Raw genomic sequence first — 17,895 nt, forward strand, 5'->3', positions numbered from 1 at the left:
ATTGCCCCCACCTTCATCAGTTCCAGGGCTCTCGCCCCCTCACGTCAAATGAGGAGTTGAAAGATGTCGCTGACGCTTTACTACCATCCACTGGCGTCGTTCTGTCACAAAGTACTCATCGCGCTCTACGAAAACGGCACCGAATTCGAGAGAAGAATCATCGATCTCGGTGACCCTGCCGACAGCGCAGAACTTCAGGCATTGTGGCCAATCGGAAAGTTTCCAATAATTTTTGACTCTGTTCATCAGCTGAATCTGCCGGAGTCCAGCATCATCATCGAGTACCTGGATAGACGATTTCCAGGCACGCACAATCTGGTTCCAGACGATTGGGAGACCGCGCTGGAAGTCCGATTATGGGATCGCTTTTTCGACCATTATGTACAAGTGCCGATGCAACAGATTGTCAGTGATCGGCTACAGGCGACCAACGGCGATTTGACCAAAGAGCGATCCATGCTGAAAACGGCCTACGGCATGCTTGAACGCCGGATGGCATCCAGAATCTGGGTGGCCAGCCCGGCCTTCAGCATGGCCGATTGCGCCGCTGCCCCGGCACTTTTCTATGCCCGGACGCTTGTGCCGTTCCCCGATGACTACAGCCACCTGAGCGCCTATTTCGAGAGGTTGGTACAGAGACCATCATTTCAGCGCGTGATCGATGAAGCCCGGCCCTGGTTTTCGTTCTACCCGTTTGCAGAGGCGATCGAACAGCGGTTTTGCCAGGCGCCGGACAACGCATGATCCGCGTCCATAGCCTTCGCGCCTGATACCAGTCGGTACGAAGCGCGAAGGACAGTCACCGATTTGTTCGGGAATGCGCGATCAAAAACGCGGTTTGATCGTCTTCCACTCCGGCTTGTAACGCTGCATCTGTTTCACGTCATCGCGCTGACGAATGCCGCAGCTCAGGTATTGATCATGCAGCTTGCCCAATTGATCGTGATCCAGCTCAAGACCCAACCCAGGCGCACGGGTGATTTTCACGCAGCCATCGACGATGGATAGCTTGCCGCCCTTGATCACCTCTTCGTCCGGTTCCTGCCAGGGGTAATGAGTGTCGCAGGCGTAATCGAGATTGGGCACTGAAGCGGCGACATGTGCCATGGCCATCAGGCTGATGCCCAGGTGCGAATTGGAATGCATAGACACGCCAAGGCCGAAGGTGTCGCACATTTTCGCCAACGCCTGGGTGTCCCGCAGACCACCCCAGTAATGATGGTCGGCGAGCACGATCTGCACGCTGTTCAGGGCCACACTGCGGCGAAACTCATCAAAATCCGTGACCACCATATTGGTCGCCAGCGGCAGACCGGTACGTTTGTGCAATTCGGCCATGCCGTCGAGGCCCGGTGTCGGGTCTTCGTAATATTGCAGGTCATCACCCAGCAGCTCTGCCATGCGAATCGAAGTCTCCAGCGACCAGTTGCCGTTCGGATCGATGCGCAACGGGTAACCTGGAAAGGCCTTTTTCAACGCCTTGATGCACGACACTTCGTGCTCCGGCGGCAGTGCCCCAGCCTTGAGTTTGATGCTCTTGAAGCCGTAGGCCTCGATCATGCGCCGGGCCTGGGCGACGATCTGCTCTTCATTCAGCGCCTCGCCCCAGCTATCCGGTTTGTACGGTGAATCGATGTGTTGCGCGTACTTGAAGAACAGATAGGCGCTAAACGGCACTTCATCACGAATCGCCCCGCCCAGCAGGTCCACCAGCGGCACGTTCAGGGAATGGGCCTGTAGATCGAGAAACGCCACTTCAAACGCCGAATACGCGTTGCTCACCGCTTTGCTGGCGTGAGAGCCAGGCGCCAGTTCCGCACCGGCGATGCTCTGGGTTTTGTTCGCCGCCACGGTGGCCTGCACGATAGCGCGCAGCTGATTGAGGTTGAATGGGTCGAGACCGATCAGCTGACTTTGCAATTGCTGTTGAATCGCCAGTGCCGGGGCGTCGCCGTAGCTTTCGCCCAAACCGATGTAGCCATTGTCGCTCTCGATCTCGATGATCGAGCGCAGCGCGAAGGGTTCGTGAATACCGCTGGCATTGAGCAGCGGCGGATCACGAAAGGCGATGGGGGTGACGGTAACGCGTTTGATTTTCAAGAGGCAGCTCCCTTTGGCTCGGTATTCAAGGCTTGATGACTGACAGAATTTTTTGCGGCTGCGGCGTCGACCGGTTTACCGGTGAGCGAGCTGCGCGCGTCGCCACGCGCTGCAGTGCGGGCAAAAAAGATCACCACGGCCGCGACCAGCGAAGTCGCCGCCAGGCCGTACAAACCGCCTTCGATGGAGCCGGTGGTCTGCTCCAGGAAACCGAACGCGGTCGGCGCCACGAAACCGCCGAGATTGCCGATGGAGTTGATCAAAGCCAGCACTGCCGCAGCGATACGCGCATCCAGATAGCCCTGGGGAATTGGCCAGAACAAAGCCGAAGCCGCCTTGAAACCAATGGCCGCAAAACAGATGGCGACGAAGGCAAAGATCGGCCCGCCGGTGGTTGACATGAACATGCCGAACGCGGCAATCACCAATGTCACGGCCACCCAGGCCTGTTGGTATTTCCATTTACTGGCCATGGCAGCGAAGCCATACATCGCCAGAATGGAAATGATCCACGGGATCGAGTTGAACAGGCCGACCTGGAAGTCGCCGAGGTTGCCCATCTTCTTGATCATGCTGGGCAGCCAGAACGTGGCGCCATAAATCGTCAGGGCGATGGAAAAGTAGATAAAGCAGAACAGGGCGATCTGCCGATCGGCGAGCAATTTGAACATCGACGGTTTAACTGTCTGCACGGCTTCGCGAGCCTGCTGTTCCAGGTCAATGGCGCTTACCAGTGCATCCCTTTCTTCGGTGCTCAGCCATCTCGCCTCGCGTGGATGAGATTGCAGCCAGAACCAGACAAACCCACAGAGCACGATGGAAGCAAAGCCTTCAATCAGGAACATCCACTGCCAGCCATGCAGGCTGAGACCGCTGACGTGCAGCAGCGCGCCGGATACCGGCCCGGAAATCACCGAGGCAATGGCTGAACCGCTGAGGAAGATCGCCATGGCCTTGCCGCGCTCGGTCGACGGTAGCCATTGGGTGAAGTAATAAATGATGCCGGGGAAAAAACCCGCTTCGGCGGCGCCGAGAATGAAGCGCAGCACATAAAAGCTGGTTTCGCCGCGCACGAAGGCCATGGCCATCGCCGCCGCGCCCCAGGTGAACATGATGCGCGTCAGCCAGGCGCGGGCACCGTAGCGTTGCAGCAGCATATTGGAAGGCACTTCGAAGATCGCGTAACCGATGAAAAACAGCCCGGCACCCAAGCCATAGGCCGCGGCGCCAATGCCCAGGTCGGTTTCCAGGTGGCTGCGCACGAAGCCGATATTGACCCGGTCGATGTAATTGACGATGAACATCACCACGAACAGCGGTAGTACGTGACGCTTGACCTTGGCCGCTGCTCGGGCGAGGACGGTCGGGTCCGGCGGACTCTTATGGGTATTCAAAGGGCGACTCCCGTTCATTGTTTTTTTAGGGGAGAACCGATCATGGACGCGCCTATTGATCCCGTCTAATCTAACTTGGCACTCGATTGATACCTGGATTAGATCAATGTTCGAACTGACGCAACTGCGCTGTTTCACCACCGTGGCCACCGAACTGAACTTCCGCCGGGCTGCCGAACGGTTGAACATGACCCAACCACCTCTGAGTCGCCAGATTCAACTGTTGGAACATCACCTGGGCGTCGAGTTGTTCACCCGCAGCACGCGCAGCGTCGCCTTGACCGCCGCCGGCCGCGCTTTTTTTATTGAGGCACAGAACCTGCTGGAGCGCGCTCAGCAAGCCGCCGTAACCGCTCGGCGCTTCGCCGAAGGGGACATAGGTACGGTCAATATCAGCTTCGTCGGTAGCGCGGTTTACGAGTTCCTGCCCAAGGTCATCGCGGAAGCGCGGCTCAAACAGCCTCACGTCAAAATCGATCTGTCGGAGATGAACACCTACCAGCAACACGAAGCCCTTCGCGCCCGCCGGATCGATCTGGGCATCGTTCGCGCACCGTTGCTCGAGCCAGGCTATGCCACCGAATGCCTGGTGCGTGAACCTTTCGTATTGGCCGTCCCCCACAACCATCGACTGGCCAGCGCCAACACCGTGTCCGTCAACGATCTGGACGCACAACCCTTCCTCATGTACTCCCATGCGGCGTACCCGCCGTTCAACGAACTGCTGACCGGCATGCTCCGCTCGGCCCGCGTCGCCCCGGAATATGTGCAGTGGCTCGGCTCGTCCCTGACTATCCTGGCCCTGGTCAACGCCGGAATGGGCCTGGCCCTGGTACCTCGCTGCGCCACCAGTGTTGTGTTCAAGAACGTGGTGTTTCGCGATATCGATCTGGGCGAAGGCGTACAGAGTGAACTGCATTTGATCTGGCGTGAGAACAACGACAACCCGGCGTTTGCGATGTTGCTGGAGGGCATTCGTAAGGCTGTGAGGGATGGCTGGGGGTTGTGAGGAACCCCGGAGCTGCCGCAGTTACCCGGCGATCGTCGCGATGACACTTTCATTTCATGATCGCTCCTCTTGTATGATGCCCCGCTTTCAAGCGTGAGCCGCAGGCTAAGACTCGCCAAACCCGGGCCCGCAGTCGTCGAGGATTTTTCATGAATAGGCTTTACCGGACCTCCCGCCAGGGAGTGGCCGCCCCGCGGTTCGCGCTCAATCCCCTGAACCTGGGCTTGGGCCTGCTGCTGTCCAGCGCCGTGCCTTCGGCCTGGGCCACCGCGACCGAACTGCCTGCGGTGACCGTCACCGGCGAAGATACTTCCGGTTATCAGGCCGACAGCGCTTCGGTCGGTGGTTTCGAGGCGGCGCCATTGCTCGATACGCCGGCCTCGATTTCGGTGGTCAACGAGGCGATGATCAAGGATCAGCAGGCCCGTCTGCTCAGCGAAGTACTGCGCAACGACGCGTCGGTGGGTGAAAGCTACGCGCCGGTCGGCTACTACGAAAACTTCGTCGTGCGGGGCTTCTCCCTCAACTCCGCCAGCAGCTACAAGATCAACGGCCGCACCATCACTGGCGAGCAGAATGTCGGGCTGGAGAACAAACAGCAGGTGGAGTTGCTCAAGGGCCTTTCCGGTTTGCAAAGCGGTGTCAGCGAGCCCGGCGGATTGGTCAACTACGTGACCAAACGGCCTGGCGACGTGCGTTCGGTCACCGTCTCTACCGACGATCGCGGCAGTGGTTACCTGGCGACCGACGTCGGTGGATGGTTCGGCAGCGAGCAACAGTTCGGCCTGCGCGCCAACCTGGCCCACGAAGACCTGCATTCCTACGTCGAACACACCAATGGCCAGCGCGACTTCGCCTCGCTGGCCTTCGACTGGAACATCAGCCCCAATGCGCTGCTGCAACTGGACGCCGAGTACCAGACCAAAGAGCAGCGCTCGGCACCGGGTTATCAATTGCTCGGCGGTTCCAGCCTGCCGCACCACGCCTCGCCAAAGAAACTGTTGGCACACCAGAGCGGTTCGAAGCCGGTTACCACCGATGCACTGAACCTCAACGGTAATTTCGAATACCGCTTCAGCGACCAGTGGAAAGGCAACCTCAGCGCCTCGCGCAGCCGGGTGGTGATCGATGACTACAGCTCGTTCGCCTGGGGCTGCTACGGCTCCGCCAGTTGCGCCGGCGCGGCGGTGCCGAACTACTTCAGCCCCGAGGGCGACTACGACATTTACGATTTCCGCAGCCCCGACGATACCCGCCGCAACGATGAAGTGCAGGCTGCCCTCAGCGGCCACTTTGAAACCGGTGGCCTGGGCCACGAACTCAGCGTCGGGACTAGCGCGTTCCGCCGCGTGGTGGACAAACGCGATGCCATCAATCAAATGATCGGCAGCGCCAACATCAACAACGAACCGGCGGATTTTGCCCCTTACGATGGCCCGCTCAACGATTCCTACCGACGCCTGGACAGCCGTCAGTACGGGCTGTTCTTCAATGACCGGATCAGCTTCAACGAGCAATGGCAGGCAGTGCTGGGCGGGCGCGAAGTGCGCCTGGATGAAGAGACCTTCGACAGCCAGGGCGACACCACCCGGCACACCCAACGCTATGAGTTCCTGCCCCAGGCCGCGCTGATCTACAAGCCGGTGCAAAACCTGTCGCTGTACACCCGCTACAGCAAGGGCCTGTCCCTGGGCGGCGAAGCAGCGTGGTTCACCACCAATGCCTATGAAATCCTCGCGCCTACCGTATCGCGACAAATCGAGGCAGGGATCAAATACGACTGGCAGCGCATCAGCCTGGCCGCGGCGTTGTTCCAGATTCGCCAGGCCTACCAGTACTCGCGACCGAATGACGACGGTACGTTCACGTTCACCCAACAGGGCGAACAGAAGAACACCGGGCTGGAGCTCTCGGCCAATGGCTGGGCCAGCCAGCGCCTGCAGATCGCCGCCAGTGTCGCGGCGATCCGCGCGCGGGTCACCGACAGCGGCACGCCAGCTTATGAAGGTCACCAGGCAATCAACGTTCCGACCCTGCGCGCCAACCTCTACGGCGACTATGCCCTGCCCTGGTTCGATGGCCTGGCGCTGCTCGGCGCAGTGCAGTACAGCGCCAGCAAGTACGCCAACCGCCAAGGTGAAGTGCAGACCGGTGCCTATGCCATCTTCAACATCGGCAGCCGCTACAGCACTCGCATCGACGGTTACGACACCGTGTTCCGCCTGACCGTGGACAACCTGTTCGACAAACGCTACTGGCGCGACGCCGGTGAATACATGGGCGATGGCTACCTGTTCCAGGGCGCCCCACTCACAGCCCGGCTGAGCGCCTCGATCAACTTTTAGCGTCGGGCCAACTCATGCCGGATGCATTGCTCGTAGTACGTTTGCTTGATAGCAGCAGGCTTGAGGCGCGAGGGACTGTTATAGGTTTGTTCGGTAATCCCCATGGCCGTCATGCGCATCCACGGCCGGGGGAATTTTCGCGTTTGCAGTTTCTTGCGTGCCCCGTAAAGCGTGAATCCGGAAAGCTTCGCCGCTTGCGCGTCTGCGGCTATGTCCGAGCCCCAGCTGCAGACGAAACGACTGTTATTGCTCAGGTCCTTTGCCTGAGCCTCAAGCGAGAGCATCAGGGCAAACGTCACAGCCATCCATACCAAAGTCCGCATATCGCCAATGCCTAACCTTCTGAAAAGAAAGCAAGTTTGACAACGAAACGGAAATCGGTGGGCCAGCAGTTCGCCTCATTCTCATCTGTTTTTTGGTCTCGATCGGCAGAGCAGAATCTCCTTGACGGTGTCCGAAACTTTTTTGAGCTTTAACTGAGCCTTGCAGTCTCTAGTTTGAGAGCGTCGTGGTTATCGACAGGTCATTTGCGGCGAGCGCGCGATCAGCCGGTGGAGGCTATCGATGTCAGATCTTGAGCATGTCATTCAGCCCTTTGATGCCAGGTTGGTGATGATCGGCTCTGGCTGTATCGGAAAAGGCGTACTCCCGCTACTGTTGCGCCATCTTGAACTTGAACCGCAGCGACTGTTGATCCTCAGCCCCGATGACGATGGACGCTTGCTCGCGCAGGAATTTGGCGTTGCCCACCAAACCGAGCAACTGGATCAGAACAATTACGAGGCGGTGCTCGACCCTCTGTTGAGCGCTGGCGATTTCCTGCTCAACCTCTCGGTGGGGGTTTCGAGCCTGTCGCTGATTCAGTTCGCCCAGCGTAAAGGCGTGCTGTATCTGGACACCTGTATCGAGCCGTGGGAAGGCGGTTACACCGACCCCGACAAATCCCTGTCCGAAAGATCCAACTATGCATTGAGAGAGGCGGCACTTCAGCTTCGCAGGGAAAGTGCGCAAGGTTTGTCCACCGCTGTCTTGACTCACGGGGCCAATCCGGGGCTGGTGTCCCACCTGATCAAGCAGGCACTGGTCAACCTCGCTGAGGATTTGGGTGACACAACGCCCCAGCCCACTACTCGCGAAGAATGGGCGCAGCTGGCCAGCCGACTGAATATCCGCTGCATCCACATTGCCGAACGCGATTCGCAGTTTTCATCGCAACACAAAATCGCCGATGAGTTCGTCAACACCTGGTCCGTGGACGGTTTCATCAGTGAAGGCAGCCAACCGGCGGAGTTGGGTTGGGGCAGCCATGAGAAAGCGCTGCCCGAGGATGGCTATTACCACGCCTTCGGGTGCCAGGCCGGGATCTATCTGCAACGTCCCGGTGCCTCGACGCGGGTTCGAACCTGGACGCCCTCGACGGGGCCAACCCATGGGCTGCTCGTGACCCACAACGAAGCCCTGTCGATTGCCGACTACCTGACCCTTGGCCAGGGAAGGCAGCCGACTTACCGGCCGACGGTCCACTACGCTTATCGGCCCTGTGACGATGCTTTGCTCTCGGTGCATGAACTCGCCGAGCGCAACTGGAAACCCCAGACCCGCCAACGCCTGCTCGATGACGACATCCTTGATGGCGATGAAGAACTCGGCGTGCTGCTGATGGGGCATGCCAGCAACAGCTATTGGTATGGCTCGCGCTTATCGATCCACCAAGCCCGGACACTCTGCCCCCATAACAGCGCCACCAGCCTGCAAGTGACGGCGGGAGTGCTGGCCGGCGTGATCTGGGCCATTCGCAATCCGCAACGTGGCATTGTCGAACCGGATGAATTGCCCTTCAGGGAGATTCTGCAGATCTGCATGCCTTACCTTGGCAAGGTAGAAGGCATTTATTCCGACTGGACGCCGCTTACCGGACGTCACTCACTGATGCCCGAGCAGACCGATGAATCCGATCCGTGGCAATTCGTGAACGTCAGGATCACTTGAAAGCCTGACGTAGTTTGCTCCACGCCAGGCAACGGCTCAAATACCGGAACCGTTCTGAAATGAGTCGCCCGAACCGGACTCTCGTTGCCAGGCCCGGTGCAGAAGATCGATGACCTCTTCGTCCGATGTCTGCGAAAAATCCGTGTACCAATGCCCGATCGAGATCATCCAGTCGGGGATGAGCGGGCAAATCAGCTCGTCCACTTCATCGCGCAGCGCCTCTGCCGTCTCAACCGGTGCCACCGGCACGGCAACGACGATGCGCGATGGCGCTTGCAGGCGCGCGGCCTGTATCGCAGCCATCATCGTGGCGCCTGTCGCCAGGCCGTCATCAATCAGAATCACCACCTGATCCTTGAGCGCCACAGGTGCACGTGATGCCCGGTATAGCTGCTCGCGACGCAACAACTCCTGCGTTTCCTTTGCAACCACGGCATCGAGCGTGCGTTGATCAATACCGTTAGCCCGCAGCGCATCTTCGTTGACGATTTGTATGCCGCCACTGGCAATTGCGCCCATGGCGAACTCCTGGTGGGTCGGTACTCCCAACTTGCGCACCAGCATCAGGTCCAGGCGAACCTCCAGGGCCGTGGCGACTTCATAGGCCACCGGAACGCCGCCACGGGGTAAGGCGAGAACGATGACATCGGCTCTTTTAGCGTATTTGAGCAACGGCTCCACCAGGCCTCGGCCGGCATCCACCCGGTCATGCAAGATGGTTTGCAATGAAGGACTAGTCATTTGAAAACCTCCCTGGGGCGGGATCCCCAAAAACGGGCGTTCGTTTGACGGCGGCCATCATTCCGATCGGGGCGCCCGCCCCTAGACCGCCAGAATGCTGCAAGGCACCTGATACAGAATATGTTCGGTCGTGCTGCCGAGCAGCCGCTCCAGGCCACGGTATTGAGCTCTGCCCATCACTACCACATCCACTTGATGCACGTGGGCGAACTCACTCAGCACCGAGACCGGTTGCCCCATAATGAAATGCCGACTCTCAGGGGGTACACCAAATCGGGCGGCCAGCTTGAGAAATGACGCTTCCAGGTCGTTGCGCAACTCCCTGGTCAGCTCCGAGAGCGTCAGACCGCCGCCCAGATCCGCCAGAAAAGCCGCCGAAATGTCACACGCGTACAGCAGATGCAACTCGGCATTGCACTGCAGCGCAAGGCCCGACGCCTGCAAGATGATCCGGTCATTGAGTTCACTGTTCGAAGGCTCGGTGTCTGACACGTCAACCGCGGCCACCACCTTCTGCGGCAAGGCATGGCATTCACCCCCCACCAGATAAACCGGGACCGGACAATGGCGCAACAAACGCCAATCCAGCGGCGTGAAGAACGCGCGCTTGAGCACGGGTTCATGCTGCACTTGCTTGATCAACAGATCGGGTTGCATTTGCGTGACATGCTCAAGAATGTCCTGACGCATGTTGTCGGCCCATGCAACGTCGGTTGTCACCTCAATCCCCCGGCCTCGCATCTTTTCCGCTTGTTCATCGAGCCAGTCGCGGTGCTCCTGCAGGTAGGTCGCCCGAGCCATTTTGCGGTCGCCTTCTTCGAGCAGCGACAGAATGTCCAACGAGGGAATCAGGCCGGCGATGTGCAAGCTCGCCCCGCTGGCCTTGGCCAGGGCAGCGCCATGGTTTATCGCAGGAGAATGGCGCAGCAGCGGGTTGATGATCAGTAATAACCGTTGATACTGGCTCATGGGCAGACTCCAGACAGGTTGATTCTCGACGCCGGCTCGAGAATCCAGCATCAGGCCCAGATTCGTCCCTTAAAGCCTCTTAAGCGTTGATTTATATCAACTCCCTTGAATGAGGCATTTGAAAGGGCCACTTGAGAAGAATAGTTCACAACGCTGCTGTGCATCCCATAGCAGACTCATACGCGATGGCCGTTCGCCTGAAAATCGGCAATCTGCTGCCACATCGCGATCGGGTTGGAATACATGGGGAAATGCCCGCACTGCGCAATCGGCGCCAACCGCACGCCTTGGGCCTGGATATGCGGCAGATAGGACAATGAAGCGTTCTGCTCGCCGTACATGAACATGCGCGGGCATGGCAGGCCGAGGAACTTGTTCATCAAGTCGGCGTTGTCGGAAAGATCGACCATCGACTCGAAGATCCCGCGTACCGCTCCGGCACGAACCTTGTGCCGCAAGCTGGCGGAATAAAGCGCGCTGGCATAAGCCGGGGCGTGTCGGGCGCGTTCGATGAAGGCGGCGAAAAACACCTCGGGATCGTCCGCCGGGTAATCGACGATCTGCCGGCTGAGGAAGCAGTCCTCCGGGGCGATGTTGCCCTCGATGTCGACGAAGCTGAGTACCCGGTCCGGGCATTGATGAGCCAGCATCAGTGCGGTCAGTCCGCCCATGGAATGGCCGACCAGATGAAAACGTTCGATACCGAAATGCTCCAGCACCTGCAACGCGGTCTTCAGCAGAAAAGGGATGCAAATCCGCGAAAGGTCGCCGCACTGGCTTTCCCCGCAACCCGGTGCGTCATAAGCGACGAAAGGATGACCGGCGAAGGCGGCCTGCTGCACGATGTCGGCGTAGTCTTCCTTGGTCGAGCCAAACCCATGCAGGAACACAATCGGCGCCAGGACACCGTCGCGGTGAAGGGTGGCGATGTTCAGCCGGACGCCCTCCACCGTCAGAGGGATGTGCGCTTGAGTGAAGGTTTCGGGTTTGGACACGTGATGGATTCCTTGAGCGAAAAGGGTGACCGTCGGGCTGCATAGCGGTCCCGGAAATCTGACAAACATTGCCTGTTTTTTGTGAGTGCTGCGCACTCAAGCGGGAGCAAGCTCCCTCGCCACAGCAGGCCGTCAATTTCGCGGGGATCGGTCCTTCTGTAAATTCCTCATTCGGGAATACCGTCATAGGTCAAACCTATCAAACACGCTTGGTGAGTCGAGCAACCACCTCCTCCACCAGCGGATTGAGCCGATCGGCGTTCCAGGCCACCGCTGTCGTCACTACATTGAGCGGCTGGCTCAGTGGTCGCAACACCACATTATCGGGGGCCAGTTTTTTCAGCGACGCCGGCACCAGGGCGATGCCCTGTCCACAACTGACGAAAGCGATTTGCGACGCGACGGAGCGCACTTCATGCAGCACGCGCGGGGAAAATCCACTGGCGCGGCAGGTCGCGATCAGATTGTCGAAGTACACCGGGCTGACCTTTCGGGAAAACATCACCAGGGGCTCGGTGGCCAGGCTCGACAGGCTGATGCGCTTGCGCGAAGCCAATGGGTGATCGCTGGGCAAAGCCACGACCAGGCGATCCTCGGTCAGTGGCAGTGACTTGATCGAGGCGCCCAGGTCGCCGTCCAGACGGGCGAAGGCCAGGTCGATGTCCCCGGCTTCCAGCGCAGGCACGGCTTCGACGCTGTCGATCTCCCGCACGGACACGGTGAGGTGCGGGTAATCAATCTTCAGTTGCTCGATCAACCCGGGCAACACATCGAACATCGCCGTGGAAATCGCGCCGACAGTCAACATCCCCGACTGCCCCGCCACCGCCTCTTCCACGGCCAGTTCCAGGCGCTCCAGTTGCTCGGCGAACTTGCGCACCGCCGGCAGGATCGCGGCGCCTACCGGGGTCAGTTTCGCTCCCCGCCGCGAGCGGTCGAACAGCTTGACCTTGAGCGCCTGCTCCAGCACCTGAATCTGCTCGCTTAACGGTGGCTGGGACATTCCCAAGCGTTTGGCGGCGCGGCCGAAATTCTGTTCTTCGGCAACGGCCAGGAACAACCAGAGGTGACGAATCAAGCGGAAATTGATCATGGTTAATCCATAGGTTTAACGTATGTAACACTTCTGTGATTAGTAATATACCTATCAAATAGTCTCGCCGACACTGGGCGCCTCCGTCACCACTGGGGCTTTCCCATGATCAATAAAAGTTTGCTGGATCGCTTGGCGGCGCTGGATACCAACACGGTCTCCGATGCGCTCGACTTCCTCGGCCTGCCGGGCGCCACCGTGGGGCTACGCCCGCTGTGGAACTGCCCGAAGATCGTCGGCCGCGCCAGTACCGTCTTGCTGGCGCCCAAATCCGACACCGTCCCGACCGTGCACCTGATTACCCCGGTGGTTGAACAGATCGACAGCGACGATCGTGTATTGGTGATCGCCGGCGGCATCGAAGGTATCTCCTGCTGGGGCGACATCCTCGCCAACGCGGCGGCCGGCAAGCAGGTGCGCGGCACGGTGATCGACGGTTTCAGCCGCGACATCGACGGCAGCGAAGCGATTGGTTACCCGGTTTATGGCCGTGGGGTCACCATGATCAGTGCGCGCAACCGGGTGGTGCAGATCGATGCCGCGGTGACGATCAAGGTGGCCGGTGTCGACGTCAGCGAGGATGACTATGTCATTGCCGATACCTGCGGAACCGTATTCGTCCCCCAAACCTATATCGAAAAGGTCATCGACCTTGGCGAGCGCATCGCCCGCCGCCAAGACGGCATGGTCGAGGCCGTGCGCAGCGGCCGCTCGGTGGCCGAGGTGATGCACGACACCCAGTTCGAAGCGATTCGCGTGGAGCACGCCTGATGAATCTTGAAGATCAAACCCTGGTCGCCTTGTTTGAAGGCCTCGACACTCCTGGCGTCTCCGATGCGCTGGACAAACTTGGCCTGCCCGGACAATGCCTCGGCGTGGCGCCGCTGGACAATTACCGCAAGGTCATCGTCGGACCGGCGTTCACCGTGCAGTACGTCTCGGCCAGCGTGCCTCCCGGCACGGTGGGCGACTTCATCGAAGAGGTGGCACCCGGCGACGTGGTGGTGATCGACAACGGCGGCCGTACCGACTGCACCGTTTGGGGCGACATCATGACCCAGTACGCCGGCACTCGACAGATCGCCGCCACGGTCATCGACGGGGTGTGCCGTGATGTGAACAAGGCGCTGGGTGATGGCTACCCGATCTTCAGCAAAGGTCGCTTCATGCGTACTGGCAAAGACCGCGTGCAAGTGCAGTCGGTCAACCAGCCGGTGTCCATCGGCACGGCACGGGTCTGCTCCCGTGACATCGTGGTCGCCGATGCCAACGGCGTGGTAATCGTGCCTCGCGCCCGTGCCGCTGAAGTGGCGGCATGTGCCCGCCAGATCGAATCGGTCGAAGCCGGCATTCGCGCCCTGATCGCTCAAGGCAAAACCCTCAAGGAAGCCCGTGCTGCATTGGGTTACCACAACCTGCAGAGGAAAGTCTGATGACCACGCTCCCCTTCCCCCCGGATTTTCGCGCGCGGGCAAAAGTACTGGGCACCTCGACGTTGTATGAAGCGTCCCATCTGCCCTGCGCGGTTGACAGTGCAATCCGCCCGATCTGGGACGGCGCCTTTATCGCCGCCCCCGCCTACCCGCTGGAATGTTCGCCGGGCGATAACCTGGCCCTGCATCTGGCGATGGAGCGGGTACCCCGTGGCAGCGTACTGGTCGTGGGCACGGGCGGTTTCATCGCCGGTTACTGGGGCGAGGTGCTCACCGTGGCGGCCGAAGCGGCTGGTGTGGTTGGTTTGGTAATCGATGGCGGCGTACGTGATATCGCTGCGTTGAAGAAACGCCAGTTCCCGGTATTTGCCCGTGGCATCTCGGTGAAAGGCACGGTCAAGGCCAGCGCACCCTCGGTGGGACAACCGTTCAATTTCAATGGTGCTTTCGTGGCACAGGGCGACCTGGTGGTGGCTGACGATGACGGCGTGATCATCATCCCCAAGGCCGATGCAGCACGTACCCTCGCTGAAGGCGAAGCGCGCGCGAACAAGGAAGCGCAAATGATGCAGGCACTGACCGAAGGCCGCTCGACCCTGGAACTGATGAACCTGACAGACTGGAGAACCCGGGCATGAGCATCGACATTCAGCGCCTCAACCAACGCCTGGCCAGCGCACAGCCCTCGGCGACTTATCGGATCATGGATCGAGTGGCGGAACGCCGGGCACAAGGGGCGAAGATCATTTCGCTGTGTGCCGGCGAGCCCGATTTCGATACCCCCAAACATGTGCGTGAGGCGGCCATTCACGCCATCGAACACGGCCACACCCGCTATACCCAGGTCGCCGGTGCGCGCTCGTTGCGAGAAGCGGTGGCGGCCAAGTTCCGCCGCGAAAATGGTCTGGACGTGAGCTGGCAAGACACGCTGGTTTGCAACGGTGGCAAACAGGTGATCTACAACGCCCTGGCCGCCACCCTCAACGAGGGCGACCAGGTCATCGTGCCGGCGCCGTACTGGGTCAGTTACCCGGAAATGGTGCAACTGTGCGGCGGTGAAGCGCGGATCGTTATGTGCGATGCCGGTACGGGTTTCAAACTGACGCCCAGGGCACTGGCTGCCGCGATCACCCCGCAGACCCGTTGGTTAATTCTAAATTCGCCGTCCAACCCGACCGGCGCGGTGTACAGCGAGACGGAACTTCGTGCCCTGGCGGCTGTGTTGCTGGACCACCCCCACGTGCTGATTCTGGCCGATGATATCTATGAACACCTGATCTTCGACGATCAAGCGTTCTACACCCTGGCCCAGGTGGAGCCACGACTGGCGCCGCGAACCCTGACCATGAACGGTGTCTCCAAGGCCTACGCCATGACCGGTTGGCGCATCGGTTTTGCCACCGGGCCGCGCTGGTTGCTGGAGGCCATGGAGAAGCTGCAGGGCCAGCAGACCTCGGGCGCGAGCTCGGTTTCGCAGCAAGCCGCACTCGCCGCGCTGGAGGGGCCGAAAGACTTCATCCGCGAAAGCCGTGCCGCTTTCCAGGCTCGTCGCGATTTGATGGTGACGCTACTGAACGACACGCCGGGACTGGAATGCGTGAGCCCGGCGGGTGCGTTCTATGCGTTCGTCTCTTGTGCGGGGCTGATCGGCCGAACCTCGCCCGCCGGTCGAGTGCTGCACACCGACGAAGATGTCGCCCATGCGCTGCTCGACGAAGCGGACGTGGCAGTGGTGCATGGCAGTGCATTTGGTCTTGGCCCCTACATTCGCATTGCCTATGCGCTGGATGACGCTTCGTTGCACCAGGCCTGCGAGGCGATTCGGGCGTTCTGTACAACGTTGCGTTAAAACCTGTGGGAGCGGGCTTGCTCGCGAAAGCGGCGTGTCAGGCAACATCAATGCTGACTGTGCCACCGTCTTCGCGAGCAAGCCCGCTCCCACATGTACTGCGCTTGGCTGACGGCATTGGGCAATCGCCAGGTTTTGTTTGTGACTCGGGTATTCATCACCCAGTCCCAAAAACAAACAACTCCAACATGGCCCAAACAGCATGCATCCGCAAAGACTGATCCTGCACAACGAGTTGCACGCGCGCCCGTCTCTGTATTTCGACGAGCCCGCCCACGTGTTTCATCTGGCGTTTCTGGCGAATGACGGGCAGTGCGACACCTTGCTGAGTCACTGCTGCCCCGGCCCCGTCGACCCGGATGCAGCCCAGGGCATCACCGAGTTGGAGGGCCATGCCTTGAAGTGGGAACGGCACGCAGAGTTCCTGACGCTGACGCTGGTGGTGCCCTCCTCCAGTCACGAGCCATGCTGGAGCCCGCCACCCAGGGCCTTGATGGACCGGGTCGAGCCTTTCATGCAGCACGTGATCAACGCTGTGCAGATTGTGGTGCGCACCGATACGTCTTTTTCCGGCGATCTGTCCGTTTATGGATTCAAGGATCCCAGCGGCTCTTGCATCGGCGGTGGCGATGCGACGGTCTGGAGCGACTTTCGCCTGAGCGAGGATGGCACCAACCGTTTTCTTTTCATTAACAAACGCCTGAATGCCTATCGCTTGGGACGGATGATCCGCCGCCTGCTGGAAATCGAAACCTACCGAATGATGGCTTCGCTTTCACTCATCACCGCGAAAGCCTTGAGCACTCAGCTCAACGTCTTCGACAAGACCCTGGTCAACCTTTCGGAACGTAACGCCGGCCCCGATACCGGAAATGCGAAAGCGTTGCTGACCGACATTGCCAACCTGTCGGCGCAAGTGGTCAGCAGCAGCGCAAAAACCCGACACCGCTTCAGCGCCACCCAAGCCTATGCACAGCTGGTTTTCGAACGCCTGGGTGAACTGCGCGAAAGTCATGTGGGTGATTGCCAGCGACTGGGTATCTTCATCGAAAGGCGCTTCAAACCCACGGTCAGATACTGCGCCGTCACCGAACAGCGCCTGGAGCAACTGGCTGAAAGCGTGGCCAACCTCGGGGACTTGTTGCAGGCCCGTGTCCAGGTCGAAATGGAAGAGCAGAACTCGGAAATCCTGAGGAGCCTGAACGCTCGCGCTGATACTCAAATCAAAATCCAGCGCGCCGTCGAAGGCTTGTCGATTATCGCCATCACCTATTACTTGTTAAGCCTGTTCAAGCTGTTCTACTCGGGGCTGCACGTCATGGGCGCGGACATTTCCGCGAGAGACGCTCTGCTGGCCATGACTCCGCTCGCGCTCTGCGTCCTGCTGTTTATTTTGATCAGGATCAGGAAGGCCAAAGAGCATTGATACGCGGCACCAGAATCGACCGATTCCGAAGCTGACATCCGGGATGATCCGCTACGGATCCGGCTGGCTTGGCAGAGGGCTAGAACTACGCCAATGGATCCATAAAATCGTTAACAAACAGAATCAGTTCATTCGGCAGTGCCCAGGCCTATCGCCCGCTCACCAGCCAATTGGCAGCCCGAGCCACTGAATCCGCTGGCCTCCCCCCTATACGGCGACCTTCGGAGTCTACCGCCAGTGCTGATCCAGGTGGGCAGCCGGGAATGCCTGCTGGATGATTCAACCCGGCTCGCCAGCCGCCTGGCCAGCGCCGAAGTGGCGGTACACCTGGACGTCTGGCCGGGAATGATTCATGTCTTCCAGACTATGAGCGATCAACTCGAAGAAGCCCGCCGGGCACTGGACCAGATCAGCGCCTTCCTCCTTCGGCACCTGGGGGAAGATGTGACCTGACCTCAAGTTTGCGTAGAATGCGGGGCGATACCGTATCCAATAATAAACAACGGCCGGTAGACTCATCCCCCCTTGTGATCCACTGGTGACTTGTGGCGC

The 17,895-nt window shown here is 59.7% G+C and carries 17 protein-coding genes; 10 read left to right on the forward strand and 7 right to left on the reverse strand.

Annotated elements, in window-relative coordinates; genetic code table 11:
- Window positions 1-63: 63 nt before the first annotated feature.
- The gene (locus tag ACIPLA_RS01635; protein WP_401170831.1) at window positions 64-744 is read left to right on the forward strand and encodes a glutathione S-transferase family protein; all 681 of its coding nucleotides are present in this window, start codon (window positions 64-66) and stop codon (window positions 742-744) included.
- A gap of 81 nt (window positions 745-825) precedes the next feature.
- Here the strand turns inward: ACIPLA_RS01635 and ACIPLA_RS01640 are convergent, their stop codons facing one another.
- Window positions 826-2,100, reverse strand: a complete 1,275-nt coding sequence (locus tag ACIPLA_RS01640; protein WP_218395018.1) for a glucarate dehydratase family protein — start codon at window positions 2,098-2,100, stop codon at window positions 826-828.
- On the reverse strand, window positions 2,097-3,494 hold the full coding sequence (locus ACIPLA_RS01645) for an MFS transporter (RefSeq protein WP_401170834.1): 1,398 nt from the start codon (window positions 3,492-3,494) through the stop codon (window positions 2,097-2,099). The genes ACIPLA_RS01640 and ACIPLA_RS01645 overlap by 4 nt, the downstream gene beginning before the upstream one ends.
- 106 nt (window positions 3,495-3,600) lie before the next feature.
- Between ACIPLA_RS01645 and ACIPLA_RS01650 the strand changes: the two genes are divergently transcribed.
- Together ACIPLA_RS01650 and ACIPLA_RS01655 are read left to right on the forward strand one after the other, a co-directional pair.
- On the forward strand, window positions 3,601-4,503 hold the full coding sequence (locus tag ACIPLA_RS01650) for a LysR substrate-binding domain-containing protein (protein ID WP_401170837.1): 903 nt from the start codon (window positions 3,601-3,603) through the stop codon (window positions 4,501-4,503).
- A 149-nt stretch (window positions 4,504-4,652) separates the two neighbouring features.
- Window positions 4,653-6,848: a TonB-dependent siderophore receptor gene (locus tag ACIPLA_RS01655; protein WP_401170839.1), complete on the forward strand. Its 2,196-nt coding sequence runs from the start codon at window positions 4,653-4,655 to the stop codon at window positions 6,846-6,848.
- Here ACIPLA_RS01655 and ACIPLA_RS01660 read toward each other — a convergent pair.
- Window positions 6,845-7,171, reverse strand: coding sequence for a hypothetical protein (locus ACIPLA_RS01660; RefSeq protein ID WP_401170840.1), 327 nt, complete (start codon window positions 7,169-7,171; stop codon window positions 6,845-6,847). The genes ACIPLA_RS01655 and ACIPLA_RS01660 overlap by 4 nt on opposite strands.
- A gap of 241 nt (window positions 7,172-7,412) precedes the next feature.
- Here ACIPLA_RS01660 and ACIPLA_RS01665 point away from each other — a divergent pair, with 241 nt between their 5' ends.
- The gene (locus ACIPLA_RS01665) at window positions 7,413-8,837 is read left to right on the forward strand and encodes a homospermidine synthase (RefSeq protein ID WP_401170843.1); all 1,425 of its coding nucleotides are present in this window, start codon (window positions 7,413-7,415) and stop codon (window positions 8,835-8,837) included.
- A 36-nt stretch (window positions 8,838-8,873) separates the two neighbouring features.
- On the opposite strand, the gene ACIPLA_RS01670 is transcribed toward ACIPLA_RS01665, so the two are convergent.
- From ACIPLA_RS01670 to ACIPLA_RS01685, 4 genes are all read right to left on the reverse strand, one after another.
- Entirely contained in the window at window positions 8,874-9,578 is a 705-nt protein-coding gene (locus tag ACIPLA_RS01670; RefSeq protein WP_192344575.1) for a phosphoribosyltransferase, read from the reverse strand.
- Between the two features lie 81 nt (window positions 9,579-9,659).
- A complete protein-coding gene (locus tag ACIPLA_RS01675; protein ID WP_401170845.1) occupies window positions 9,660-10,547 on the reverse strand; it encodes a universal stress protein in 888 nt (295 codons plus the stop codon).
- Between the two features lie 176 nt (window positions 10,548-10,723).
- On the reverse strand, window positions 10,724-11,542 hold the full coding sequence (locus tag ACIPLA_RS01680) for an alpha/beta fold hydrolase (RefSeq protein WP_401170848.1): 819 nt from the start codon (window positions 11,540-11,542) through the stop codon (window positions 10,724-10,726).
- Window positions 11,543-11,741: 199 nt separating this feature from the next.
- On the reverse strand, window positions 11,742-12,635 hold the full coding sequence (locus tag ACIPLA_RS01685) for a LysR family transcriptional regulator (protein ID WP_401170851.1): 894 nt from the start codon (window positions 12,633-12,635) through the stop codon (window positions 11,742-11,744).
- 105 nt (window positions 12,636-12,740) lie between these two features.
- Between ACIPLA_RS01685 and ACIPLA_RS01690 the strand changes: the two genes are divergently transcribed.
- The 6 genes from ACIPLA_RS01690 (at window position 12,741) to ACIPLA_RS01715 (ending at window position 17,796) form a co-directional block, all read left to right on the forward strand.
- Complete coding sequence (locus ACIPLA_RS01690) at window positions 12,741-13,406, forward strand: RraA family protein (RefSeq protein ID WP_401170854.1); 666 nt, start codon at window positions 12,741-12,743, stop codon at window positions 13,404-13,406.
- Window positions 13,406-14,068: an RraA family protein gene (locus tag ACIPLA_RS01695; RefSeq protein ID WP_401170856.1), complete on the forward strand. Its 663-nt coding sequence runs from the start codon at window positions 13,406-13,408 to the stop codon at window positions 14,066-14,068. The genes ACIPLA_RS01690 and ACIPLA_RS01695 overlap by 1 nt, the downstream gene beginning before the upstream one ends.
- A complete protein-coding gene (locus ACIPLA_RS01700; protein WP_401170858.1) occupies window positions 14,068-14,706 on the forward strand; it encodes an RraA family protein in 639 nt (212 codons plus the stop codon). Before ACIPLA_RS01695 ends, ACIPLA_RS01700 begins: the two co-directional genes overlap by 1 nt.
- Window positions 14,703-15,917, forward strand: a complete 1,215-nt coding sequence (locus ACIPLA_RS01705; RefSeq protein WP_401170860.1) for a pyridoxal phosphate-dependent aminotransferase — start codon at window positions 14,703-14,705, stop codon at window positions 15,915-15,917. The genes ACIPLA_RS01700 and ACIPLA_RS01705 overlap by 4 nt, the downstream gene beginning before the upstream one ends.
- A gap of 202 nt (window positions 15,918-16,119) precedes the next feature.
- Window positions 16,120-17,343, forward strand: a complete 1,224-nt coding sequence (locus ACIPLA_RS01710; protein WP_218395025.1) for a DUF3422 domain-containing protein — start codon at window positions 16,120-16,122, stop codon at window positions 17,341-17,343.
- A gap of 138 nt (window positions 17,344-17,481) precedes the next feature.
- Window positions 17,482-17,796 (forward strand): alpha/beta hydrolase, encoded by a 315-nt coding sequence (locus ACIPLA_RS01715; protein ID WP_401170862.1) that lies wholly within the window; start codon window positions 17,482-17,484, stop codon window positions 17,794-17,796.
- Window positions 17,797-17,895: the final 99 nt, after the last annotated feature.

This window comes from Pseudomonas sp. NPDC086112 (genome assembly GCF_044746425.1).
GTDB lineage: Bacteria > Pseudomonadota > Gammaproteobacteria > Pseudomonadales > Pseudomonadaceae > Aquipseudomonas.